A 22,553-nucleotide genomic window follows, 5' to 3' on the forward strand; every position below is an offset into this window, starting at 1 on the left:
TGGGAGGGCCCCCTCACCGGGGCTCCCGGGGCAGCGGCGGGCCCGCGCGGGAGCGCAGCTCCGGTCGGAAGGGGCCCGTCGGGGCACGGGCGGTGACCTCCGTGACCTCTCCCGTCACTACGCACCCGGTGACCTGCGCGCCCTGAGCCACCGCCACCCGCACCGCCGTGGCGCAGGCGGCCTCCGGGCCGTGGGCCCAGCTCGCGGCCGCTGCGAGGGCGGCCAGGTCGGCGGCGGCCGCGGCACGGTGCCGGGAGACCACCGCCTGCCCGAGCAGGAGCACCCCGCCGAACACCGCCATCAGCACGGTCACCACCACGACCCCCCACACTGTGGCCGACCCCCGGTCCCGGTCCCGGGCCCGCAGGCGGCCCCCGCGGCGGTTCACGGCGGCGGCCCGACGGTGTCCTCGGCCAGGGCGGCGGCCAGGGCGGTGAGCCGGACCGGCAGCGCGGCCGGGCCCGGGGCCGGAGCCGACACACGGACCCGCCACAGGTCACCCGTCCGGGAAAGCTCCACCCGCGCCCCGGGCGGGGCCGCCGCCTCGGCCGCCGCCACCGCCGCGCCCGCCGGCTCCGACCGGGCCGCCGCCCGGGCACCGGCCCGAGCGGCGTCCACGCACCGGATCTGCGCGGCGGCCGCCATCAGCGCCCACACCAGCAGCCCCGCGAACAGCACCAGCGCCGGAATCACCAGGGCCGCCTCCGCCGTCACGAATCCGCTGTCAGAACGGCGCATCGAGTGCCTTCCCGATGGTCGACTGAAGTGCGGTCGAAACCAGTTCACTCGTCACCACCTTGTACAGAACGGCCGCGAACGCACACGCCGCGATCGTGCCCATGGCGTATTCGGATGTGGACATCCCCGCGTCGCCTCCACGGCCCTTCAGTCGCGCGCGTCCCACCAGCCCCGCCATTGCCACCCGCACACGAATCCAGATGATCGACATGACAACCTCCCGTTGAATCAGCTTTTTGACGTGCTCTCAGATCTCGGATCTCAGATCTCGGATGTCAGATGGTCATTTCAGGCGCCCAATTCAGGCGGCCATTCGGACGGATCTTCAGATGCCCCCCTCAAGCAGTCCCCACAAAGCCCTTCCATGGCCCCGCGCATGGCCCCGCACACGGCCCTTCACGTGGCCATTCAGGCGGCCCTTCACGTGGCCCCCAGGCGGCCCTCAGCTGCCGGAGAGGAGGCCGGAGGCCATTCCGATCACCACCGGCGCCACTCCCAGTGCGAGGAAGGCGGGGAGGAAGCACAGGCCCACCGGCGCGGTGACGAGGACCGCCGCCCGCTGCGCCCGGGCCCCCGCCCGGCGCGCACGGTCCGCCCGGAGCGTCGAGGCGAGCCGGGAGACCGGTTCCGCGGCGGGCGCACCCGTACGCGCGGAGCGCTCCAGGCATTCGGCCAGGGCGCGGGCTCCCGGTATCTCCGCCAACCTCCCCCACGCGGCGCCCGGTTCGCCGCCGAGCCGCAGCTCCGCCCCGGCCATCGCCAGCCGTTCACCCACCGGGCCGCCCAGCGACTCCCCCACCGCCTCGGCGGCGTCCACCGGCCCGGCTCCGGCCGCCAGGCAGGCGGCCAACAGATCGGCGGCAAAGGGAAGCTGGCGCTCGGCCTCCGCCAGGTCCACCCCCGCGGCCGGCCGTCGCCGCGCGAGCCACCTGCGGACCGCGAAGCCCGCCGCGATGCCGGCCGCCACCCCCGCAAGCCCGCCGATCAGCACCCAGGCCGCCACCAGCGCCCCCGCCGGCCCGGCCCAGGCCGTCAGCGCCGCCCGCAGCCGGGGCCCGGCCAGCGGACGCCTGCGCGGGGCCTCCACCGCGAGCAGGCGGGTGAGCCGCCGTCTGGCCGCCCGCGCCCTGATGCGCGCCGCCACCAGCGACACCGCGCACAGCGCCGCCGCCGCGAGGCACAGGGCCGTCCCCAGCCTGTGGATGGCGAAGCCGTCCATCACCGCTCCCCCACCCGTACGATCCGCCGGCACCACAGCAGCCCCAGCGCCTCCAGCACCGCGCCCGCCAGCAGGCAGCCCCATCCCACCGGCGTGTGCAGGAGCACCCGCAGCGGATCGGCCCCCAGTCCGGTACCGATCAGCAGACCGACCACCGGAAGCAGGGCCAGCACCGTTGTCGTCGATCTCGCTCCCGTGAGCTGGGCGCGCAGTGATTCCTCCCGGTCCCGCTCGGCCCGCAGGGCCCCTTCCAGCCGGTCCAGTCCGGCGGCCAGCCCGGCGCCGCCGTCCACGGAGACCCACCAGCAGGCGGCCATCGCCGCCAGCCCCTCCGCGCCGGGCTCCCGTGCCGCCTGCCGCAGTGCTGCGACAACGTCCCCGCCGAAGGCCGCGGCCGCCAGGACCCCGGTCTCCGCGGCTCCCGGCCCGCCGGGGCCCGACACCGTGCGGCGCATCGCCTCGGTCAGCGCCCGGCCCGGCTGCGCCCCGGCGCGCAGCTCGCCCACCACCGCGCCGCACAGGGCCACCACTTCGGCGGCCCGCGCCGTCCGGGCCCGCGCCCGCTGCGCGGCCCGCAGCCACCGGCGCACCAGCGGTACCGCCGCCGCCCCCGCGAGCAGCGGGATCACCGACCCGCCCAGCAGGGCGAGCACCAGCCCGGCCCCGAGGCAGGCCCACTCCCGGCTCTGCGCCGCCCGGACCCTGACTCCGGCCGCCAGCCGCTCCCACGGCGCCGGCGCCGCCGCCACCGGCCGCCCCGACCCGGCCAGCACCGCCCTGGCCCGCCGGGACACCCCGTCGGCTCCGGCCAGCGCCCAGGCCGCCGCTCCGGCGCACAACACTCCGGCGAGCACCGGCAGCGGCGCCACCGCCCCGGCGCTCACCGGGCACCCGCGAGCAGCGGGCGCAGCCGCTCCCAGCCCCGGTCCCGTACGAACCCGCGGGCGCCCCAGCGCAGCGCCGGCACGGTGACCACGAGCCCGGCGGGGTCCCGCTCCAGGACGTGCACCTCGGCGACCCGGCGCCGGCCGGTCCGGTCCCGTACGAGGTGGACCACCAGGGTCAGGGCTGCCGCCAACTGGCTGTGCAGGGCGGCCCGGTCCAGCCCGGCGGCCGTCCCGAGGGCCTCCAGCCGGGCCGGCACATGGGCGGCCGCATTCGCGTGGACCGTGCCGCAGCCGCCTTCGTGACCCGTGTTGAGGGCGGCCAGCAGGTCCGCGACCTCGGCGCCCCGGACTTCGCCGACGACGAGCCGGTCCGGCCTCATCCGCAGCGCCTGGCGGACCAGGTCGGCGAGGGTGACCTGGCCGGCACCCTCCTGGTTGGCCGGCCGGGTCTCCAACCGCACCACGTGCGGATGGTCGGGCCGCAGCTCGGCCGAGTCCTCGGCGAGCACGATCCGCTCCCCGGGGCCGACCAGCCCGAGCAGAGCGCTGAGCAGCGTGGTCTTGCCGGTGCCCGTCCCTCCCGACACCAGGAAGGACAACCGGGCCCGCACCATGTCCCGCAGCAGCCGTTGCCCGCCGGGCGGCAGCGTCCCCGCCGCGACCAGCTCCTCCAGCGTGAAGGCGCGCGGCCGCACCACCCGCAGGGACAGGCACGCCGATCCGACGGCCACCGGAGGCAGTACGGCGTGCAAGCGGGTGCCGTCGGGCATCCGGGCGTCTACCCAGGGCCGGGCGTCGTCGAGGCGGCGCCCGGCGACGGCGGCGAGCCGCTGGGCGAGCCTGCGCACGGCGGCTGCGTCGGTGAAGGTCACCCCGGTCAGCTCCAGCCCGCCGCCGCGGTCCACCCACACCCGGTCGGGGGCCGCCACCAGGACGTCGGTGACCTCGGGGTCGGCGAGCAGTGGCTCCAGCGGGCCCGCGCCGACCAGTTCGGACCTCAGCTCGGCGGCGACGCCGAGCACCTCCGCGTCGCCCAGCAGTCGGCCCTGGGCCCGCAGGGCCGCCGCCACCCGCGCCGGGGTGGGCTCCGCCCCGCTCTCGGCGAGGCGCTGGCGCACCGCGTCGAGGAGTACGGCGCTCATACCGCCACCCCCTGGGCGGAGCCGAGCGCGCGCTGCCAGAAGCCGTCGCAGAAGCGGGCGAGGGCGCCCCGTCCGTGCGATCCCGGGGGCTCGCCCTCGGCCACCCGGCCCGGGAGCCCCACCTCGACCGGTACTTCGCCGGCCAGGGGCACCCCCAGCAGTCCGGCGACGGCTTCCGCGTCGAGTCCGCCGGGCGCGGGGCCCCGTACGACCACGCGGACGTCGCGGGCCACCATCCGGACTCCGGCGGCCACCCGGCCGGCCGCCGCCACCGCCCGCAGCTCGCCCCGCACCACCATGAGCACCAGGTCCAGCTGCGCGAGCACCTCGGCCACGGCTTCGTCGACCCGGCGCGGCAGGTCGACCACGACGACCCCGCCCCGGCGCCGCGCGGCGGCCACCACCGAGCGCATCGCGGCGGGCGGCACCACCACGCGGTCCCCGCGGTCCCAGCTGAGCACCCGCAGGGCGTGCAGTTCGGGCAGGGATTCAGCCAGGGCTCCGGCGCCGACGCGGCCGCGCGAGGCGGCGAAGTCGGGCCAGCGCAGTCCTTCGGCGGCTTCGCCTCCGAGGAGGACGTCCATACCGCCGCCGAGGGGGTCCCCGTCGATGAGGATGGTCCGCTCCCCGGCCCGGGCTGCCCGCAGGGCCAGCGCACAGGCGAGGGTGGAGGCTCCGGCTCCGCCGCTGCCCCCGATCACCCCGACGGTGAGGGCGGGCCGCCCGGCACCCTCCACGACATCGGCGATGCGGTCGACGAGCCGGCTCTCGGCGTCGGGGAGGGTCAGCACCTCCTCGGCACCGATCTCCACAGCCCGTTGCCATACGTGGGGGTCGTCCAGATCCCGGCCGACGAGGAAGACCCCGTCCCGCCGGGGTGCGCCGCGCACCCGCCGCGCGGCATCGTCGCCGACCAGGACGAGCGGTGCCGATTCCCAGCCGACCCCCGCGACCCCTACGACCCCGGCGGCGCCCCCGCTGCCCCCGCCGCTACCGTCGCCACTCTCGCCACCACCGGCTCCGCTTTGCTCGGGCACCGCATGGTGCACATGCGGCTCGGCCCCCGCGGCGGCGCACAGCCGCAGCAGGTCGTCGAGCAGCAGGGGGTCCTCGGTGATGATCAGCGGCCGTCCGCCGGCGGCCACAGGCCCGCCGGCCCCGGGATTCGGCCCGTCCCCGCCCGCCATCGCGAGATCCCGGACTTCACACGACTTCGATCCAGCCACGATCTCCGCCTCCTTCTCACAGCAAATCCAGCGCCGCGGACTTCGCGGCCGGAATCACCGTGACGGGATCGGGGAAAAGAAGTGGATCTTGCTCTAAAACCGTGGACGGGCGCCCCATTGTGAATAACTCGCTCACCCCAACAGGTGAGTTCCGGAGCGCGCCGGAACGACTACGCACCGTGACGAGTTCGAGGGGGTGAGGGCCTTCGCCGCGCAGGCCCCTCGAAGACGAGGAGGCCCGAGGAGTGATCACTTGGGGTCGAAAGCAGGGACGCAAACCGCGTCCGGACATGCGACGACCCCCGCCGGGGGGGAGAGCGGGGGTCGTCCCCACGGTCCGACTCAGGGGGGGGAGGAGCCAGACCGGGTTAGCACGGTCGCGAACGATCCGTGACTTCCATGGTGTACCCGAGAGGCTTCTCAGGCAAACCCACGCGCCGCACTTTACGCCGAATGGTGGGCGCATATGCTCGGGTCGTGGAAAATCAGCCCTTGCCGCACTCCTTGCCTCGCACCGCAGCCTTCTTCGACCTGGACAAGACGGTCATTGCGAAGTCGAGCACTCTGACGTTCAGCAAGTCCTTCTACCAGGGCGGCCTGATCAACCGAAGGGCCGTGCTGCGCACCGCCTACACGCAGTTCATCTATCTGGCCGGCGGCGCCGACCACGATCAGATGGAGCGGATGCGGGAGTACCTGTCCGCCCTCTGTAAGGGGTGGAACGTGCAGCAGGTACGGGAGATCGTCGCCGAGACCCTGCACGACCTCATCGACCCGCTGATCTACGACGAGGCCGCCTCCCTCATCGAGGCCCACCACACCGCAGGCCGCGACGTGGTGATCGTGTCCACCTCCGGAGCCGAGGTCGTCGAGCCCATCGGCGAGATGCTGGGCGCCGACCGGGTCGTCGCCACCCGGATGGTCGTGGGCGAGGACGGCTGCTTCACCGGCGAGATCGAGTACTACGCCTACGGCCCGACCAAGGCGGAGGCCGTACGCGAACTCGCGGAGTCCGAGGGGTACGACCTCTCGCGCTGCTACGCGTACAGCGACTCGGCCACGGACATTCCGATGCTGGAGGCGGTCGGGCACCCGCACGCGGTCAACCCCGACCGGGCCCTGCGGCGGGAGGCGGTGGCGCGCGAGTGGCCGGTGCTGGTGTTCAACCGGCCGGTACGGCTGAAGCAGCGACTGCCGGGACTGTCGATGCCCGCACGGCCGGCGCTGGTCGCCGCCGCCGCGGTGGGCGCGGCCGCGGCCACCGCCGGACTGGTTTGGTACGCGAGCCGGCGACGCGCACTGGCCGCCGCCGCACCCCGCTGACCTGCGCGAACATTGGATGTCCGATACATCCTGCTTCGCACCGTAAAGCAAAGAAATGCGGCCAGGGGTTCCGCTCCACTCCGAAGCGGAGTACAAAGGAATCAACGGCCCGCGAGACCAAAGAACATCCGAGAGGATCATCTTTAAAACGCAGTAAGGCCCACGGACCGAAGCATGAACGCCGAGCACCCACGCGACGTCGACCCGTCGATTACGGGCCAGCCGCACCAGGTGACGGGCAAAGCTCCCGACCTGATGGGCAATCATCGAGGACGCTTGGTAACTGGGCGTAAGTGCCAGCGGCGACACCAGAGCAGTACGGTGTCGCCGCAACCCATGTCCGGACCCCGTCAGCCCGCGCCGGCCCGTCAGGCCCCACCGGACTCCGTCAGGCCGCGCCGCGCTGGAGCGCCTCGCAGACCGCGGTCGACTCGCGGACACCGAGCTCGATGGCACGGCCGCAGTGCGCGATCCAGGCCGACATCCCCTCCGCGGTCCCGGAGACGTAGCCCTTGAAGGCATCCACGTAAGCATCCCGGCCCTGTTCGGCGTGGCCGACCTCCGCCGGACAGATCGCCTTCGGGTCCAGGCCGCTGTTGATCAGCACGATCCGCTCCGCCGTCCGCGCCACCAGGCCGTTGTACGAACCGAACGGACGCAGTGCGAGCAGCTCGCCGTGCACCACCGCCGCCGTGATCAGCGCCGGAGCGGAGCCGCCCGCGATGATCAGGCGGGAGAGCCCGTCCAGCCTGCCCGCCACTTCCTGCGCGTCGGGCAGGGGCAGGTCGATCAACGGCTCGCCCACCGGCTCACCGGCCAGGCGGGGCCGGCCGACCACGTCGCCGTCGGCCGTGGAGCCCGAGGCCACCAGGTGGAGCCGCGCCAGGACCCGTAGCGGCGACTGGCGCCAGATGCTCAGCAGCTGGCCGGCCTCCGCCGTCAGGCGCAGGGCCGCACCCACCGTGCGCGCCTCCGGCTCCGAGCCGAAATCGGTCCGGCGGCGGACCTCCTCCAGCGCCCAGTCGGCCCCGGACAGCGCCGCACTGCCGCGGGCTCCGCGCAGCGCGGCCTCCGAGGTGATCTCCCCGGCACGGCGGCGCATGACGCGGTGGCCGTAGACCCGGTCCACGGCCTTGCGTACGGAATCCACCGACTCGGCGACACCCGGCAGACCGGCGAGCGGAGCGAGCGGGTCGGCGGGGGCGGCTCCGGAAGGAGCCGAACCGGCGGAAGAGGCGGCGGAGGCAGAGGCGCTACTCATAAGTAAGGAGCCTACGCACTGCTCCCCCATAGCACCGACCCCTCCTTGGAGTGGTCTTCTTCACTCAGGCATACAACACAAAGCCACCGACCCACTACCCTTCGTGAACATGAAGATCGCTTTCGTGGGGAAGGGCGGCAGCGGCAAGACCACGCTGTCCTCCCTTTTCATCCGCCACCTCGCCTCCAATGAAGCCCGTGTCGTCGCGGTGGACGCCGACATCAACCAGCACCTGGGCACCGCGCTCGGACTCAGCGAGGACGACGCGGCCTCGCTGCCCGCGCTGGGCGCGCACCTGCCCCTCATCAAGGACTACCTGCGGGGGTCCAACCCGCGCATCGCCTCCGCCGACACGATGATCAAGACCACCCCGCCCGGCACCGGATCCCGGCTGCTGCGCGTCGACGAGGACAACCCCGTCTACGACGCCTGCGCGCGCACCCTGACGCTCGACGGCGAGCCCGTACGGCTGATGGCCACGGGGCCGTTCACCGAGTCCGATCTGGGCGTGGCCTGCTACCACTCCAAGGTCGGCGCGGTCGAGCTCTGCCTCAACCACCTCGCCGACGGCCCGGACGAGTACGTCGTCGTCGACATGACGGCCGGTTCGGACTCCTTCGCCTCCGGCATGTTCACCCGCTTCGACGTGACCTTCCTGGTCGCCGAACCGACCCGCAAGGGCATCTCCGTCTACCGCCAGTACAAGGAGTACGCGCGGGACTTCGGGATCACGCTCAAGGTCGTCGGCAACAAGGTGCAGGGCCCGGAGGACATCGAGTTCCTCCAGGACGAGGCCGGCGAGGACCTGCTGGTCACCGTCGGGCAGTCGGACTGGGTACGGGCGATGGAGAAGGGCCGCCCGGCCGCCTTCGAGCTGCTGGAGGCCACCAACCGGCTGGCCCTGCAGGCACTGCAGGACGCGGCGGACGACTCCTACGCGCACCGCGACTGGGAGCGGTACACCGAGCAGATGGTCCACTTCCACCTGCGCAACGCGGAGAGCTGGGGCAACGCGAAGACCGGGGTCGACCTGGCGGACCAGGTCGACCCCGGTTTCGTCCTACGGGAACTGCTCACTCCTCGTTCTGACTCGCGTCTGCCGGCTCCGCAGCCGGCTTGACCCCGGCGGGGGCGGCCGGCTTGGCCGGCGGCCCCGCCGTCAGGAACGTGTTCCAGCCCTGCTTCGGCGCCTCGCCGACGTCGAGGGTGCGCATCCACTCCAGGGCCTTCGGGTCCTGGGCGTCCAGCCAGTCCACCAGCTCGCGGAACGGCACGCAGCGGACCTCCTTCTGCGTGCACATGGTCTTGATGGAGTCCTCGACGGCACGCATGTAGGTGCCGCCGTTCCAGGACTCGAAGTGGTTGCCGATGATCAGCGGCGCGCGGTTGCCCTGGTAGGTCCGCTCGAAGGCCTTGACGAGGCCGTCGCGCATCTGCTCACCCCAGTACGCGTGCTGGGAGGGATCGCCCTGCGTGGTCGTACCGGACTGGTTGACCAGGTAGTTGTAGTCCATGCTGAGCGTTTCGAAGGCGCGGCCCGGCATGGGGACCAGCTGGAGCGGGATGTCCCAGAGGCCGTCCGTCTTCTTCGGCCAGATCTGCTTGCTGATGCCGCTGGAGTCGTAGCGGAAGCCGCCCATCTCCTTCGCGGCCAGCATGAAGTTCTTCTGGCCTTCGAGGCAGGGGGTGCGGGCCCCGATCATCTCCTTGTCGTAGTCGAACGGGAGCGCCTCCATGCCCTTGAGGGCCGGCGAGTTCGTCTTCCAGTTCTTGACGAACGACTTCGCCTGGTTGATCTCGCTCTTCCACTCCTCCACGGACCAGGTCCCGACCCCGCCCTCGGGTCCGCAGAAGTGGCCGTTGAAGTGGGTGCCGATCTCGTTGCCCTCCAGCCAGGCCTCGCGCACCTGGAGAGCGGTGTCCTTGATGCCCTGGGGGTCGCCGAAGCCGATGTCGGAGCGGCCCGGGGAGTGCTGGGGCGCGGTGTAGAGGGAACGCTTCTCCTCCGGGAGCATGTACACGCCGCTGAGGAAGTACGTCATACGGGCGTTGTACTTCTTGCCCACCTCACGGAAATGCGAGAAGAGCTTCTGGCTGTCTTCGCCCGCCCCGTCCCACGAATAGACGACGAACTGCGGCGGCTTTTCGCCGGGCTTCAGCTTCTCCGCCTTCTGTACGTTCGGCTGCAGGCCCGTGTACGAGGTCGAGCCGTCCCCGATGAGCCGCTTGACGCTGCCCGGAGCCGGGCCTTCCGGCGCGGGCGCGCCCTTCTTGGCCGCCTGACTTCCCGGGGCCGGACGGCCGGCGGGCTCCGAGGTGCTGCACCCGGCCACTCCCAGGACCAGCGCCGTGGCGACGAGACCGCCGGCGATCCTCTTCTTGGCGGCCTTCTTCGTGGCGGGCCTCTTCGTGGTGGCAGTCATCCGCCGCACCTCTTCCCTCGCAGTTCCGTCGCAGGACTTCCGCGCCGCAACGTCCCACGCGGTCCGTTTTAAGGAAGGTGTGACAAGCCGGACTAAATGCCTAATCACTCGTGAGCGCTAATTCCTAGGCCGTTTGCCCGCATTACTCACCACAGGGCTTTACTCTCCATTACCGTTCATTTACCGAGTTTTGAGAATCCCGCCGCTTCACCCCTCCCCCCGAGGAGACGGGACCTATGACAGCCACCCCCTCCCCCACTTCCCCTCCCCCCACCAAAGGCCTCCCGGCCGGCCTCCAGGCCGACCTCTCCGCCTCCGTCGCCGTCTTCCTGATCGCCCTGCCGCTCTCCCTCGGCATCGCCCTGGCCACCGGCGCCCCGCTCCAGGCGGGGCTCGTCGCCGCGGCGGCCGGCGGGATCGTGGCCGCACGGCTCGGCGGAACACCGCTCCAGGTGAGCGGCCCCGCAACCGGACTCACCGTCGTCACCGCCGAGTTGATCCAGCACTACGGCTGGCGCACCACCTGTGCCATCACCGTGCTCGCCGGGGTGTGCCAGCTCGGGCTGGCCGCGCTGCGGACCGCCCGGTCCGCGCTGATGGTGAGCCCGGCGATCGTCCACGGGATGCTCGCCGGTGTCGGCGTGACGATCGCGCTGGCACAGCTGCACATCGTGCTCGGCGGCACCCCGCAGAGCTCCGCCCTGGCCAATGTCATCGGACTTCCCGACCAGTTGGCCGATCTGCATCCCGCCGCGCTCGGCGTCAGCGTGCTCACCCTGGCGGTCCTGCTCTGCTGGCCGCGGCTGCCGGGGCGCACCGGGCGGAACCTGCGCAAGGTGCCCGCCGCGCTGGCCGCCGTCGCCGTCGCCACGGCCTGCGCCGCCCTCGCCGGGCTCACCCTGCCCCGCGTGGACCTGCCGTCCTGGCGCAGCCACGCGCTGCCCGAACTGCCCGAGGGCCCGGTCCTCGGCATCATCGCCGCCGTCCTGACCATCACCCTGGTCGGCAGCGTGGAATCCCTGCTGTCGGCGGTGGCCACCGACAAGCTGATCGCCACCCAGCGAGGCAGGGAGGGGCGTCCCGCACGGGCCGACCTCAACCGCGAACTGCGCGGCCAGGGCGCGGCGAACATCGTCTCCGGGGCCCTGGGCGGACTGCCCGTCGCGGGCGGCGCCGTCCGCAGCATGGCGAACGTCAAGGCCGGTGCCGTCAGCCGCCGTTCGGTCATGCTGCACGGGCTGTGGATCCTGCTCGCCGCCGGACTGCTCGTCCCCGCCCTCGACCTGATCCCGCTCGCCTCGCTCGCCGCGCTGGTGATGGCGGTGGGCGTACAGATGGTGAGCGCCACGCACCTGCGCACCGTCACCCGGCACGGCGAGATCCTCGTCTACGCCACGACCATCGTGGCCGTGGTGCTCGGCGGGGTCCTCGAGGGCGTCGCCATCGGCATCGCGATGGCCGTCGCCCTGGCCCTGCACCGCCTGGCCCGGACCCGGATCACCGTCGAGCAGCTCGACAGCGGCGTCCACCGGGTGTGGGCCCGCGGGCAGTTGACCTTCCTCGCGGTGCCGCGGCTGAGCCGGGTGCTGAGCCAGATCCCGCACCACGGGCACGCCGTCATCGAGCTGGACGGCTCGTTCATGGACCACGCCGCCTACGAGACCCTCCAGGACTGGCAGGACTCCCACCTGGCCCACGGGGGCTCGCTGGAGGTCACCGGCCGGTCGGGAGCCAGGATCGCCGAAGCCGAGCAGGCCCAGCGGGCCGAGCGCGCCGAGCGGGCAACCCAGCGCGGGGACCACCAGTGCTGCCGGCCCTGGACCCCGTGGCAGAACCACTGCGACCACCGCGGCACGGTGACCCGTACGGACCGGACCGCGGAGGAGAGCCCGGCCGCACCTCCCGCCCCGGCCCCCACCCCGCCGGCCGGGCTCCGCGGGCGCGGCGCCGGTCAACTGGCCAACGGGATCAGCGCCTTCCAGCGGGACACGGCTCCGCACGTGCGCGAGGAGCTGGCCCGGCTGGCCCGGGAGGGCCAGCGGCCCTCCCAGCTCTTCCTCACCTGCGCGGACTCCCGCCTGGTGACCAGCATGATCACGGCGAGCGGCCCCGGGGACCTGTTCACGGTCCGCAACGTCGGCAACCTCGTCCCGCTCCCGGGGGCCGAGTCCACGGACGATTCGGTCGCGGCGGCCATCGAGTACGCCGTGGACGTCCTCCAGGTGGACAGCATCACGGTGTGCGGGCATTCGGGGTGCGGGGCCATGCAGGCGCTGCTCAACTCCGCGCCCGGGGTGCCCATGACCCCGTTGCGGCGGTGGTTGCGGCACGGGCTGCCGAGCCTGGAGCGGATGGCCAGCCGCCACCACGCCTGGGCGCGGATCTCCGGGAGGCTGCCGGCGGACGCCGTGGAGCAGCTGTGCCTGACCAATGTGGTGCAGCAGCTGGAGCACCTGAGGGCCCACGAATCGGTGGCCCGGCGGCTCGCCGAGGGCACGCTGGAGCTGCACGGGATGTACTTCCACGTCGGTGAGGCGCAGGCGTACCTGCTGTCGGAGGGGGAGGACTTCTTCGACTGCCGGGTCTTCGACACCGTCGGCGCGGGCGCGGTGCGCGGCTGAGCGGGTAGCAGCCGTCCGCGGGAGCTTTGAACCGATACCCTCCCGTATCCGTGCCACTGAGTGGCCCCTTCCCGCACCCTGTAGCGGGAGGGGGCCACTCGTGCGTGGGCCCGGCGGGGTAATAGGTCTACACCAATTCCCGGCAACCTCTTGTCACCCGGGCCATTGACTGATGAGCTATGCCCGGGGACACAACCGGGGACACAACGGACACCCTGGGAAAGGGAGATGCGTCGTGAGCAATGAAAGCCTGGCCAATCTGCTCAAGGAGGAGCGGCGGTTCGCACCGCCTGCCGATCTGGCCGCCGCCGCCAATGTGACTGAGGCTGCGTATGCACAGGCCGACGCGGACCGGCTGGGCTTCTGGGCCGAGCAGGCCCGCCGCCTGAGCTGGGACACCGAGCCGACGGAGACGCTCGACTGGAGCAACCCGCCCTTCGCGAAGTGGTTCGCGGACGGCAAGCTGAACGTCGCCTACAACTGCGTGGACCGTCACGTCGAGGCCGGCAACGGCGACCGCGTGGCCATCCACTTCGAGGGCGAGCCCGGCGACAGCCGCTCGATCACCTACGCGGAGCTCAAGGACGAGGTCTCCAAGGCCGCGAACGCCCTGACCGAGCTGGGCGTACAGGCCGGCGACCGGGTCGCCGTCTACCTGCCGATGATCCCCGAGGCGGTCGTCGCGATGCTCGCGTGCGCCCGCGTCGGCGCCGCGCACTCCGTGGTCTTCGGCGGTTTCTCCGCCGACGCCGTCGCCTCCCGCATCCAGGACGCCGACGCGAAGCTGGTCATCACCTCCGACGGCGGCTACCGCCGGGGCAAGCCCTCCGCACTGAAGCCCGCCATCGACGAGGCCGTCGCCAAGTGCCCGCAGGTCGAGCACGTCCTCGTGGTGCGCCGCACCGGCCAGGACACCGCCTTCACCGAGGGCCGGGACGTCTGGTGGCACGAGATCGTCGAGCGGCAGAGCAGCGAGCACGCGCCGCAGGCCTTCGACGCGGAGCACCCGCTCTTCATCCTCTACACCTCGGGGACCACGGGTAAGCCCAAGGGCATCCTGCACACCTCCGGCGGCTACCTCACGCAGGCCTCGTACACCCACCACGCGGTGTTCGACCTGAAGCCGGAGAGCGACGTCTACTGGTGCACCGCCGACATCGGCTGGGTGACCGGGCACTCCTACATCGTCTACGGGCCGCTCGCCAACGGCGCCACCCAGGTGATGTACGAGGGCACGCCGGACACCCCGCACCAGGGCCGGTTCTGGGAGGTCGTGCAGAAGTACGGCGTCACCATCCTCTACACCGCGCCGACCGCGATCCGTACGTTCATGAAGTGGGGCGACGACATCCCCGCGAAGTTCGACCTGTCGAGCCTGCGGGTCCTGGGCTCGGTCGGCGAGCCGATCAACCCCGAGGCCTGGATCTGGTACCGCAAGCACATCGGCGGCGACCGCTGCCCGATCGTGGACACGTGGTGGCAGACCGAGACCGGCGCGATGATGATCTCCCCGCTGCCCGGCGTCACCGCCACCAAGCCCGGTTCGGCGCAGCGCGCGCTGCCCGGAATCGCCGCCACCGTCGTGGACGACGAGGCGAACGAGGTCCCGAACGGCGGAGGCGGCTACCTGGTCCTCACCGAGCCGTGGCCCTCCATGCTGCGCACCATCTGGGGCGACGACCAGCGGTACATCGACACGTACTGGTCGCGCTTCGAGGGCAAGTACTTCGCGGGCGACGGCGCCAAGAAGGACGAGGACGGCGACATCTGGCTGCTCGGCCGGGTCGACGACGTGATGCTGGTCTCCGGCCACAACATCTCGACCACCGAGGTGGAGTCGGCGCTCGTCTCGCACCCCTCCGTGGCCGAAGCAGCCGTGGTCGGCGCCGCCGACGAAACCACCGGCCAGGCCATCGTGGCCTTCGTCATCCTGCGCGGCAGCGCCTCCGAGACCGACACCCTGGTCGCGGAACTGCGCAACCACGTGGGTGTCACGCTCGGCCCGATCGCCAAGCCGAAGCGGATCCTGCCCGTGCAGGAGCTGCCGAAGACCCGCTCGGGCAAGATCATGCGCCGCCTGCTGCGCGACGTGGCCGAGAACCGCGCGGTCGGTGACGTCACCACGCTCGCGGACTCCTCGGTCATGGACCTGATCCAGAGCAAGCTGCCGGCCGCCGGCAGCGAGGGCTGATCCGCCGGCTGAGGAACGTCTGAGACGCCCGTACGACACGACGAAAGGGGCATCCGGCGCGCCGCGCCGGTTGCCCCTTTCGCACATAAAGTGAAGATCACCGGATACGCCCACGCGTACACCCTGTAAAGTATTAGACGGTTAAAGAACTACTCCACAGGGTGCGCCGGGAAGTCTGGTCGGCAACATGCTTCGCCATGCCGTCCAACCCACCCCGGAGGTCCCCCCGTGGCCGCGCCCAGCCCCACCGACAACCAGAGCCGCAAGCTCCTCGGCCGCCTCTCGCTGCCGGAGCGCCGCTTCGTGGCCGACGCCCTGCGCGCCGAGACGGTCGGCGGCGTCCTGCTCCTCGTGGCCGCGGTCGCCGCCCTCATCTGGGCGAACGTGCCCGCCATCTCGGCGAGCTACGACAGCGTCCGCTCCTTCCACATCGGCCCCGGCTCCCTCGGCCTGGACCTTTCGCTCCAGCACTGGGCGGCCGACGGCCTGCTCGCCATCTTCTTCTTCGTCGCCGGCATCGAGCTCAAGCGCGAGCTCGTGGCGGGCGATCTGCGCGACGCCAAGGCGGCCGCGCTCCCGGTGATCGCCGCCATCTGCGGCATGGCCGTGCCCGCGCTGGTCTACGTACTGACCAACGTGCTCGGCAACGGCTCGATGGACGGCTGGGCGGTCCCGACCGCCACCGACATCGCCTTCGCCCTGGCCGTCCTCGCCGTCATCGGCACCTCGCTACCGTCCGCCCTGCGCGCGTTCCTGCTGACCCTGGCCGTCGTCGACGACCTGTTCGCCATCATGATCATCGCGGTGTTCTTCACCAACGAGATCAACTTCCTGGCGCTCGGCGGAGCGGTCGCGGGCCTGATCCTCTTCTGGTTCCTGCTCCGCGTGAACGTGCACGGCTGGTACATCTACGTCCCGCTCGCCCTGGCGATCTGGGGCCTGATGTACAACAGCGGCGTCCACTCCACCATCGCCGGTGTCGCCATGGGCCTGATGCTGCGCTGCCACCGCACGGAGGGTGAGCACCACTCCCCCGGTGAGCACATCGAACACCTCGTGCGGCCGATCTCGGCCGGGCTCGCCGTCCCGTTCTTCGCCCTCTTCTCGGCCGGCGTCTCACTCTCCGACGAGTCCATCGGCCAGGTCTTCACCCGGCCCGAGACCCTCGGCGTGGTGCTCGGCCTCGTCGTCGGCAAGACGGTGGGCATCTTCGGCGGCACCTGGCTCGCCGCCCGCTTCACCAAGGCGGAGCTCAACGACGACCTCGCCTGGCCGGACGTGTTCGCCGTCGCCTCGCTCGCCGGCATCGGCTTCACCGTCTCGCTCCTGATCGGCGAGCTCGCCTTCACCGACGACCCCGTCCTCACCGACGAGATCAAGGCCGCCGTCCTGATCGGCTCGCTCATCGCCGCGGTCATCGCGTGCGTCCTGCTGAAGATGCGCAACCGGAAGTACAAGGCGCTCATCGAGGACGAGGAGCGCGACGAGGACCTCGACGGCATCCCCGACATCTACGAGCAGGACAAGCCGGACTACCACCTGCGGATGGCGAAGATCTACGAGGCCAAGGCGGCGGAGCACCTGCGCAGGGCCGAGGAGGTCGCGGCCGGGGCGCGGGAAGCAGCGGCCGAAGCAGCGGGCGGGTCCAGCGCCGACGGCGGCCGTCCGGCATGATCTGACCTGACGACAGGACAGCCGTCGCAATCGGACGACAGAGGGAGAGAGCGATGAGCGCAGTGGACCAAGGGGCCCCAGGAGCCGAGCGCACACTCGGCCAGCTGGTCGCCTCGGCCACCGCCGAGATGTCCGCCCTGGTGCACGACGAGATCGCCCTCGCCAAGGTGGAGATCAAGCAGGACGTCAAGCGCGCGGGCATCGGCAGCGGCGCCGCGATCGTCGCGGGCGTGCTCCTCCTCTTCTCGCTGCCGGTGCTGAGCTTCGCGGCGGCGTACGGGATCCACAACCTCGGGCTCGGGCTGGCCTGGTCCTTCCTGATCGTCGGCGTGGCGTTCTGGCTGCTCGCGGGCGTGATCGGGCTGATCGCCATGGCGAAGTTCAAGAAGATCAAGCCGCCGGTGAAGACCATCGCCTCGGTCAAGGAGACCGCGGCCCTCGTCGGCACCGTCAAGCCCCATGCCCGGTCGGTCAGTGACAACGCCGTGGGTGTGGCACGCTCGTCCTCATGACCTCCCCCTCGTCGGATTCCGGCACGTCCGGTACGCCCCCCACCGCCGCCACGGCGGTCCGGATCGCCATCCCCGGCGGGCGAGAAGTGACGCACCGGGACGTCGCGGCCAACGGGGCGCGGTTCCACGTCGCCGAGCTGGGTGACGGACCGTTGGTGCTGCTCCTGCACGGCTTCCCGCAGTTCTGGTGGACGTGGCGGCACCAGATGACCGCGCTGGCCGACGCGGGCTACCGGGCGGTCGCGATGGACCTGCGCGGGGTGGGCGGCAGCGACCGCACCCCGCGCGGCTACGACCCGGCCAACCTGGCGCTCGACATCACCGGGGTCGTACGGTCCCTCGGCGAGCCCGACGCCGCCCTCGTCGGGCACGACCTGGGCGGCTACCTCGCCTGGACGGCGGCCGTGATGCGGCCGAAGCTGGTGCGCCGGCTGGTGGTGTCCTCGATGCCGCACCCGCGCCGCTGGCGGTCCGCGATGCTGTCCGACTTCGGGCAGACCCGCGCCAGCTCGCACATCTGGGGCTTCCAGCGGCCGTTCGTGCCCGAGCGGCAGCTCGTCGCCGACGACGGGGCGCTCGTCGGCGAACTGATCCGGGACTGGTCGGGGCCGCGGCTCCCCGAGGAGGACGACGTCGCGGTGTACCAGCGCGCGATGTGCATCCCCTCCACGGCGCACTGCTCGGTCGAGCCCTACCGCTGGATGATGCGGTCCATGGCCCGGCCCGACGGCCTGCAGTTCAACCGGCGCATGAAGCGGCCGGTGCGCGTGCCGACGCTGCACCTGCACGGCTCGCTCGATCCGGTGATGCGGACGCGGAGTGCGGCGGGGTCCGGGCAGTACGTCGAAGCCCCGTACCGCTGGCGGCTCTTCGACGGGCTCGGGCACTTCCCCCACGAGGAGGACCCGGCGGCGTTCTCGACCGAGCTGGTCAACTGGCTGAAGGATCCCGAGCCCGACCGCTGAGTCGACAGCCGTTTATATGACAAGCATTCAATTGCCTGACGCATAGGCCAATTGGCCGCCCTCAACGCGATTACCGACCTTGGGCCCCGGGCACAGCTCGGAGTATGGGCTGGACGCACGACTACGGTGACACCGCACACGAACGCCGCTCGACGGTCACGCCGGGCACGCACAGGGGGCAGGGCCGCGAAGGCCACGACGACCCCCGACTCGGGATTCCGCGCATCCTGCGCCGGCGGGCCCGCTGGGTCTCCGCCCGGCTCAGGCACCAACGTACGTAGACAGGGCCCGACAGGGGCTCCGGTAGTCGGCGGGGCCACGGGGCCCGGCAGCGCTACGGGAGCCCCTCAAGGCTCCCGTAGGGCTCAGAGGGCGCAGCCCTGGCTGCCGACCCGCCCGTTCGCCGTCGCCCCGATCCGGATGTCCTCGCGGATCTCGTCCATGGTCAGGGCGTAACCGGTGTTGGGGTCGTCGAGGGACTTCGCGAAGACGACCCCGTACACCTTGCCCTCGGGCGTCAGCAGCGGGCCGCCGGAGTTGCCCTGCCGGACCGTCGCGTAGAGGGAGTAGACGTCCCGTCGCACGGTTCCGCGGTGGTAGATGTCCGGGCCCTTGGCGTTGATCCGGCCGCGGACTCGCGCCGCGCGGACGTCGTACGAGCCGTTCTCCGGGAAGCCCGCCACGATGGCGTCGCTGCCGCTCGCCGCGCCCTTGTCGGTGAACTCCAGCGCGGGCGCCTTCAGCTTGGGCACGTCCAGGACGGCGATGTCGCGCTCCCAGTCGTAGAGCACGACCTTGCCGTCGTAGAGCTTGCCCTCGCCGCCGACCTGCACGGTCGGTTCGGCGACCCCGCCGACGACGTGCGCGTTGGTCATCACCTTGCCCGGCGCGAAGACGAAGCCCGTGCCCTCCAGCACCTTGCTGCACGAGGGCGCCGTGCCGACCACCTTCACGATGGACTGCTTGGCGTACTCGGCCACGGGGCTGCGCGCGAGCAGCGGGTCCGGCGGCTTGACCTCGGTGATCGGCTCGTTGGAGAACGGGCTGAAGACCTGCGGGAAGCCGTTGCGGGCCAGGGTGGAGCTGAAGTCCGAGAACCAGGTGTCCGCCTGCGTCGGGAGCACCCGGTCGATGCCGAGGAGCACCTTGGAGTTGCGGACTTCCTTGCCCAGCGTGGGAAGTGACGTACCGGCGAGCAAGGAACCGATCATCCAGGCCACCAGCAGCATCGCCACCACGTTCACCAGGGCGCCGCCCGTCGCGTCGAGCGCGCGGGCCGGGGACCATGTGATGTAGCGCCGGAGCTTGTTGCCCAAGTGGGTGGTCAGCGCCTGGCCGATCGAGGCACAGATGATGATCACGACCACGGCGATGACGACGACCGTGGTGGACACCTGAGTGCCGTTGTCGGTGACCCGGTCCCAGATCAGGGGCAGCAGGGACACGGCGACGAGACCACCGCCGAGGAAGCCGATCACCGACAGGATGCCGACGACGAACCCCTGGCGGTAGCCGACGATCGCGAACCATACGGCGGCGAGCAGCAACAAGATGTCCAGCACGTTCACAGGGCCCACCGTCTCATGCGCGCCAGTCGAGCGGGACTTCCCGAGACCGGTCCCAGGGGCGCTCCCAGCCGGCGAAGTGCAGGATCCGGTCGATCACTCCGGCGGTGAAACCCCAGACCAGAGCCGATTCCACGGTGAAGGCCGGGCCGTGGAATCCGCTGGGGTGGACGACGGTGACCCGGTGCTCGGGGTCCGTGAGATCGGCCACGGGCACCGTGAAGACCCGGGCGGTCTCGGCCGGGTCGACCACGCCGACCGGGCTGGGGGCGCGCCACCAGCCGAGCACCGGGGTCACGACGAACTGGCTGACCGGGATGTAGAGCGGGGGCAGCACCCCGAAGAGCTGGACCCCGGCCGGGTCCAGACCGGTCTCCTCCTCGGCCTCGCGCAGGGCGGCGCGCAGCGGGCCGGTGGTGCGCGGGTCGCCGTCCTCGGGGTCGAGGGCGCCGCCGGGGAAGGAGGGCTGGCCGGGGTGCGAGCGCAGGGTGCCGGCGCGCTCCATCAGCAGCAGCTCGGGGCCGCGGGGGCCCTCGCCGAAGAGGATCAGTACGGCGGACTGGCGGCCGCGGCCGTCCTCCGGCGGCAGGAACCGGCTGAGCTGGGTGGGCCGGACCGTCCGGGCCGCCTCGACGACGGGGTCCAGCCAGTCGGGCAGTCCGTGGGTGCGCAGGTCGATGCTTCCGCGCCGGCCGCGCCGGGTGTCGTACCGCCCGTCGTACGGGTCCTCCTGCGCGGCGGCGCCCGTCCGGCGGTTCTGCGTGGCCTCACTCATAGGCACCCCTGTCCGTGCTACTGCGTTTCCCCACGTTCCGCAAAACGCGGGGCGGGTACCGATTCGTTCCTTGCGGGTGCGGCTCCGCTGCCGGGCTCAGGCGTCCACCGGGCCGGGCCGGGCGGGCGCCGGGAGGCCCGGGTAGTCCGGGGGCGGGCTCAGGCGCTGGCCGGGCTGGCCGCCCTTCTCGTACTTCAGGAGCTTCGCCGCCTTCTCCGGGTCGGTCTCGCCCTCCCCGTAGGCCGGGCAGAGCGGTGCGATCGGGCAGGCCCCGCAGGCGGGCTTGCGGGAATGGCAGATCCGGCGGCCGTGGAAGACGACGCGGTGCGAGAGCATCGTCCACTCGCTCTTCGGGAAGATCGCGCAGATCTCCGCCTCGACCTTCTCCGGGTCCTCCTGCTCGGTCCACTTCCAGCGCCGCACCAGCCGCCCGAAGTGGGTGTCGACCGTGATTCCGGGAACGCCGAAGGCATTGCCGAGGACGACGTTGGCCGTCTTGCGGCCGACCCCCGGCAGCGTCACCAGGTCCTCGATCCGGCCCGGGACCTCGCCGCCGAAGTTGTCGCGCAGCGCCTGCGAGAGGCCGAGCAGGGACTTGGCCTTGGCCCGGAAGAACCCGGTCGGCCGGATGATCTCCTCCAGCGCCTCCGGATCGGCTCCGGCCATGTCCTCGGGGGTCGGGTACGCGGCGAAGAGGGCCGGGGTCGTCTGGTTCACGCGCAGGTCGGTCGTCTGCGCGGACAGGACGGTGGCGACCAGCAGTTCGAAGGGGTTGCGGAAGTCGAGCTCCGGGTGTGCGTACGGGTAGACCTCCGCCAGCTCGCGGTTGATCCTGCGCGCCCGCCGCACCATCGCCAGATGGCTCTCCGGCTTCGCCCCGGCCTTCTTGACCTTGCTCTCTGCCATCCCCGAAGGCTACGCCGCACAGCCCTCCGCCCGTGGCCGGACGTGACCTCCGCCCGGCCGGGGTTTCTTGGCCCAAGTTTTGCCCGGAAGCGGGGGTGACTGCTCCGGGAGGGCTCCCACCGGGGCGTGTTCGCCCACGGCTGAATTTGCTGTGGTCGTCACTCCCCCGGACCCCTTGGCCTGTGCTCTCACCGGCCTGTTGGACACCCGGCCGGTCCGGGACACGGCGACGACGACGGCCCCGGACCTCAGGTAACACCACCCCGATCGGCCTCTCGCCGCACAGCACACCCGTACGTCCGGCATCCTTGTGATGAACGTGATTGATCGCACTGTTTGAGCCGTCCGGCAAAATGGGGGAGCGATCCCCCGGCTGGTCGACATAGGAGAGAGACTCGTGGACGACGTACTGCGGCGTGCCCCGCTCTTCGCGGCGCTCGATGACGAGCAGGCCGCGGAGCTCCGCGCCTCCATGGGCGAGGTGACCCTCGCACGTGGTGACGCCCTGTTCCACGAGGGCGACCCCGGTGACCGGCTCTACGTCGTCACCGAGGGCAAGGTGAAGCTGCACCGCACCTCCCCCGACGGCCGCGAGAACATGCTGGCCGTCCTCGGCCCCGGAGAGCTGATCGGCGAGCTGTCGCTGTTCGACCCGGGCCCGCGCACCGCCACCGCCACCGCGCTGACCGAGGTCAAGCTGCTGGGTCTGGGTCACGGAGACCTCCAGCCCTGGCTGAACGCCCGGCCCGAGGTGGCGACCGCGCTGCTGCGCGCCGTCGCGCGGCGCCTGCGCAAGACCAACGACCAGATGTCCGACCTGGTCTTCTCCGACGTTCCGGGCCGCGTGGCCCGTGCGCTCCTCGACCTGTCGCGCCGCTTCGGCGTGCAGTCGGAGGAGGGCATCCACGTCGTGCACGACCTCACGCAGGAGGAGCTGGCCCAGCTCGTCGGCGCGTCGCGCGAGACCGTGAACAAGGCGCTGGCCGACTTCGCGGGACGCGGATGGCTCCGCCTGGAGGCGCGTGCGGTGATTCTTCTGGACGTGGAGCGGCTCGCGAAGCGGTCACGCTGACGCTGGTCTTAGCCGTTTGAGGGGTCCTGCCCGGTCGGGCGGGGCCCCTTTGC

The 22,553-nt window shown here is 71.9% G+C and carries 20 protein-coding genes; 8 read left to right on the forward strand and 12 right to left on the reverse strand.

Annotation, left to right across the window (positions count from 1 at the left end):
- Positions 1–13 precede the first annotated feature (13 nt).
- From ACFVX6_RS03030 to ssd, 7 genes are all read right to left on the reverse strand, one after another.
- The gene (locus ACFVX6_RS03030) at positions 14–319 is read right to left on the reverse strand and encodes an Rv3654c family TadE-like protein (RefSeq protein ID WP_389687347.1); all 306 of its coding nucleotides are present in this window, start codon (positions 317–319) and stop codon (positions 14–16) included.
- 65 nt (positions 320–384) lie between these two features.
- Positions 385–738 (reverse strand): TadE family type IV pilus minor pilin, encoded by a 354-nt coding sequence (locus tag ACFVX6_RS03035; protein ID WP_250745387.1) that lies wholly within the window; start codon positions 736–738, stop codon positions 385–387.
- On the reverse strand, positions 725–916 hold the full coding sequence (locus tag ACFVX6_RS03040; protein ID WP_274551764.1) for a DUF4244 domain-containing protein: 192 nt from the start codon (positions 914–916) through the stop codon (positions 725–727). Before ACFVX6_RS03040 ends, ACFVX6_RS03035 begins: the two co-directional genes overlap by 14 nt.
- A 264-nt stretch (positions 917–1,180) precedes the next feature.
- Positions 1,181–1,957 (reverse strand): type II secretion system F family protein, encoded by a 777-nt coding sequence (locus ACFVX6_RS03045; protein ID WP_389687349.1) that lies wholly within the window; start codon positions 1,955–1,957, stop codon positions 1,181–1,183.
- A complete protein-coding gene (locus ACFVX6_RS03050) occupies positions 1,957–2,841 on the reverse strand; it encodes a type II secretion system F family protein (RefSeq protein ID WP_389687351.1) in 885 nt (294 codons plus the stop codon). Before ACFVX6_RS03050 ends, ACFVX6_RS03045 begins: the two co-directional genes overlap by 1 nt.
- Positions 2,838–3,986: a TadA family conjugal transfer-associated ATPase gene (locus ACFVX6_RS03055; protein ID WP_389687353.1), complete on the reverse strand. Its 1,149-nt coding sequence runs from the start codon at positions 3,984–3,986 to the stop codon at positions 2,838–2,840. Before ACFVX6_RS03055 ends, ACFVX6_RS03050 begins: the two co-directional genes overlap by 4 nt.
- Positions 3,983–5,173, reverse strand: a complete 1,191-nt coding sequence (ssd, locus tag ACFVX6_RS03060) for a septum site-determining protein Ssd (RefSeq protein ID WP_389687474.1) — start codon at positions 5,171–5,173, stop codon at positions 3,983–3,985. Before ssd ends, ACFVX6_RS03055 begins: the two co-directional genes overlap by 4 nt.
- 492 nt (positions 5,174–5,665) lie before the next feature.
- Here ssd and ACFVX6_RS03065 point away from each other — a divergent pair, with 492 nt between their 5' ends.
- Positions 5,666–6,535 (forward strand): HAD family phosphatase, encoded by an 870-nt coding sequence (locus ACFVX6_RS03065; protein WP_250745380.1) that lies wholly within the window; start codon positions 5,666–5,668, stop codon positions 6,533–6,535.
- Between the two features lie 388 nt (positions 6,536–6,923).
- Here the strand turns inward: ACFVX6_RS03065 and ACFVX6_RS03070 are convergent, their stop codons facing one another.
- Positions 6,924–7,796 carry an oxidoreductase gene (locus ACFVX6_RS03070; protein ID WP_389687355.1) on the reverse strand — a complete coding sequence of 291 codons (873 nt, stop codon included), beginning with the start codon at positions 7,794–7,796 and terminating at the stop codon, positions 6,924–6,926.
- Positions 7,797–7,905: 109 nt separating this feature from the next.
- Here ACFVX6_RS03070 and ACFVX6_RS03075 point away from each other — a divergent pair, with 109 nt between their 5' ends.
- Entirely contained in the window at positions 7,906–8,916 is a 1,011-nt protein-coding gene (locus ACFVX6_RS03075) for an ATP-binding protein (RefSeq protein ID WP_389687357.1), read from the forward strand.
- Here ACFVX6_RS03075 and ACFVX6_RS03080 read toward each other — a convergent pair.
- A complete protein-coding gene (locus ACFVX6_RS03080; protein WP_389687359.1) occupies positions 8,870–10,219 on the reverse strand; it encodes a hypothetical protein in 1,350 nt (449 codons plus the stop codon). The two genes, ACFVX6_RS03075 and ACFVX6_RS03080, sit on opposite strands and share 47 nt — an antisense overlap.
- A 236-nt stretch (positions 10,220–10,455) precedes the next feature.
- On the opposite strand from ACFVX6_RS03080, the gene ACFVX6_RS03085 reads away from it, so the two are divergent.
- From ACFVX6_RS03085 to ACFVX6_RS03105, 5 genes are all read left to right on the forward strand, one after another.
- Positions 10,456–12,840: a SulP family inorganic anion transporter gene (locus tag ACFVX6_RS03085; RefSeq protein WP_389687361.1), complete on the forward strand. Its 2,385-nt coding sequence runs from the start codon at positions 10,456–10,458 to the stop codon at positions 12,838–12,840.
- A 235-nt stretch (positions 12,841–13,075) separates the two neighbouring features.
- Positions 13,076–15,031 (forward strand): acetate--CoA ligase, encoded by a 1,956-nt coding sequence (gene acs / locus ACFVX6_RS03090; RefSeq protein WP_389687363.1) that lies wholly within the window; start codon positions 13,076–13,078, stop codon positions 15,029–15,031.
- A 228-nt stretch (positions 15,032–15,259) separates the two neighbouring features.
- Positions 15,260–16,705: a Na+/H+ antiporter NhaA gene (gene nhaA / locus ACFVX6_RS03095; protein ID WP_389687365.1), complete on the forward strand. Its 1,446-nt coding sequence runs from the start codon at positions 15,260–15,262 to the stop codon at positions 16,703–16,705.
- A gap of 53 nt (positions 16,706–16,758) precedes the next feature.
- Positions 16,759–17,217: a phage holin family protein gene (locus tag ACFVX6_RS03100; protein ID WP_266906122.1), complete on the forward strand. Its 459-nt coding sequence runs from the start codon at positions 16,759–16,761 to the stop codon at positions 17,215–17,217.
- Entirely contained in the window at positions 17,214–18,182 is a 969-nt protein-coding gene (locus ACFVX6_RS03105; protein ID WP_389687367.1) for an alpha/beta fold hydrolase, read from the forward strand. Before ACFVX6_RS03100 ends, ACFVX6_RS03105 begins: the two co-directional genes overlap by 4 nt.
- A gap of 365 nt (positions 18,183–18,547) precedes the next feature.
- Here ACFVX6_RS03105 and ACFVX6_RS03110 read toward each other — a convergent pair whose 3' ends face one another.
- The 3 genes from ACFVX6_RS03110 to nth form a co-directional block, all read right to left on the reverse strand.
- Positions 18,548–19,750 carry a MarP family serine protease gene (locus ACFVX6_RS03110; protein WP_389687369.1) on the reverse strand — a complete coding sequence of 401 codons (1,203 nt, stop codon included), beginning with the start codon at positions 19,748–19,750 and terminating at the stop codon, positions 18,548–18,550.
- Between the two features lie 13 nt (positions 19,751–19,763).
- The gene (locus ACFVX6_RS03115; RefSeq protein ID WP_389687371.1) at positions 19,764–20,522 is read right to left on the reverse strand and encodes an NUDIX hydrolase; all 759 of its coding nucleotides are present in this window, start codon (positions 20,520–20,522) and stop codon (positions 19,764–19,766) included.
- 96 nt (positions 20,523–20,618) lie between these two features.
- Positions 20,619–21,428: an endonuclease III gene (gene nth / locus ACFVX6_RS03120; protein ID WP_389687373.1), complete on the reverse strand. Its 810-nt coding sequence runs from the start codon at positions 21,426–21,428 to the stop codon at positions 20,619–20,621.
- A 397-nt stretch (positions 21,429–21,825) separates the two neighbouring features.
- On the opposite strand from nth, the gene ACFVX6_RS03125 reads away from it, so the two are divergent.
- Positions 21,826–22,500 carry a Crp/Fnr family transcriptional regulator gene (locus ACFVX6_RS03125; protein ID WP_003981529.1) on the forward strand — a complete coding sequence of 225 codons (675 nt, stop codon included), beginning with the start codon at positions 21,826–21,828 and terminating at the stop codon, positions 22,498–22,500.
- The last annotated feature ends 53 nt before the right edge of the window (positions 22,501–22,553 follow it).

It is taken from the genome of Streptomyces sp. NPDC058289 (assembly GCF_042880975.1).
In the GTDB taxonomy this organism is placed as follows: Bacteria; Actinomycetota; Actinomycetes; order Streptomycetales; family Streptomycetaceae; genus Streptomyces; species Streptomyces stoeckheimensis.

Excerpts from the sequence above, each read along its gene's own strand:
- ACFVX6_RS03035 (WP_250745387.1), bottom strand. The coding sequence starts at position 738 with ATGCGCCGTTCTGACAGCGGATTCGTGACGGCGGAGGCGGCCCTGGTG.
- ACFVX6_RS03040 (WP_274551764.1), bottom strand. The coding sequence starts at position 916 with ATGGCGGGGCTGGTGGGACGCGCGCGACTGAAGGGCCGTGGAGGCGAC.
- ACFVX6_RS03045 (WP_389687349.1), bottom strand. The coding sequence starts at position 1,957 with ATGGACGGCTTCGCCATCCACAGGCTGGGGACGGCCCTGTGCCTCGCG.
- ACFVX6_RS03055 (WP_389687353.1), bottom strand. The coding sequence starts at position 3,986 with ATGAGCGCCGTACTCCTCGACGCGGTGCGCCAGCGCCTCGCCGAGAGC.
- ssd (WP_389687474.1), bottom strand. The coding sequence starts at position 5,173 with ATGGCGGGCGGGGACGGGCCGAATCCCGGGGCCGGCGGGCCTGTGGCC.
- ACFVX6_RS03065 (WP_250745380.1), top strand. The coding sequence starts at position 5,666 with ATGGTGGGCGCATATGCTCGGGTCGTGGAAAATCAGCCCTTGCCGCAC.
- ACFVX6_RS03070 (WP_389687355.1), bottom strand. The coding sequence starts at position 7,796 with ATGAGTAGCGCCTCTGCCTCCGCCGCCTCTTCCGCCGGTTCGGCTCCT.
- ACFVX6_RS03075 (WP_389687357.1), top strand. The coding sequence starts at position 7,906 with ATGAAGATCGCTTTCGTGGGGAAGGGCGGCAGCGGCAAGACCACGCTG.
- ACFVX6_RS03080 (WP_389687359.1), bottom strand. The coding sequence starts at position 10,219 with ATGACTGCCACCACGAAGAGGCCCGCCACGAAGAAGGCCGCCAAGAAG.
- ACFVX6_RS03085 (WP_389687361.1), top strand. The coding sequence starts at position 10,456 with ATGACAGCCACCCCCTCCCCCACTTCCCCTCCCCCCACCAAAGGCCTC.
- ACFVX6_RS03100 (WP_266906122.1), top strand. The coding sequence starts at position 16,759 with ATGAGCGCAGTGGACCAAGGGGCCCCAGGAGCCGAGCGCACACTCGGC.
- ACFVX6_RS03105 (WP_389687367.1), top strand. The coding sequence starts at position 17,214 with ATGACCTCCCCCTCGTCGGATTCCGGCACGTCCGGTACGCCCCCCACC.
- ACFVX6_RS03115 (WP_389687371.1), bottom strand. The coding sequence starts at position 20,522 with ATGAGTGAGGCCACGCAGAACCGCCGGACGGGCGCCGCCGCGCAGGAG.
- nth (WP_389687373.1), bottom strand. The coding sequence starts at position 21,428 with ATGGCAGAGAGCAAGGTCAAGAAGGCCGGGGCGAAGCCGGAGAGCCAT.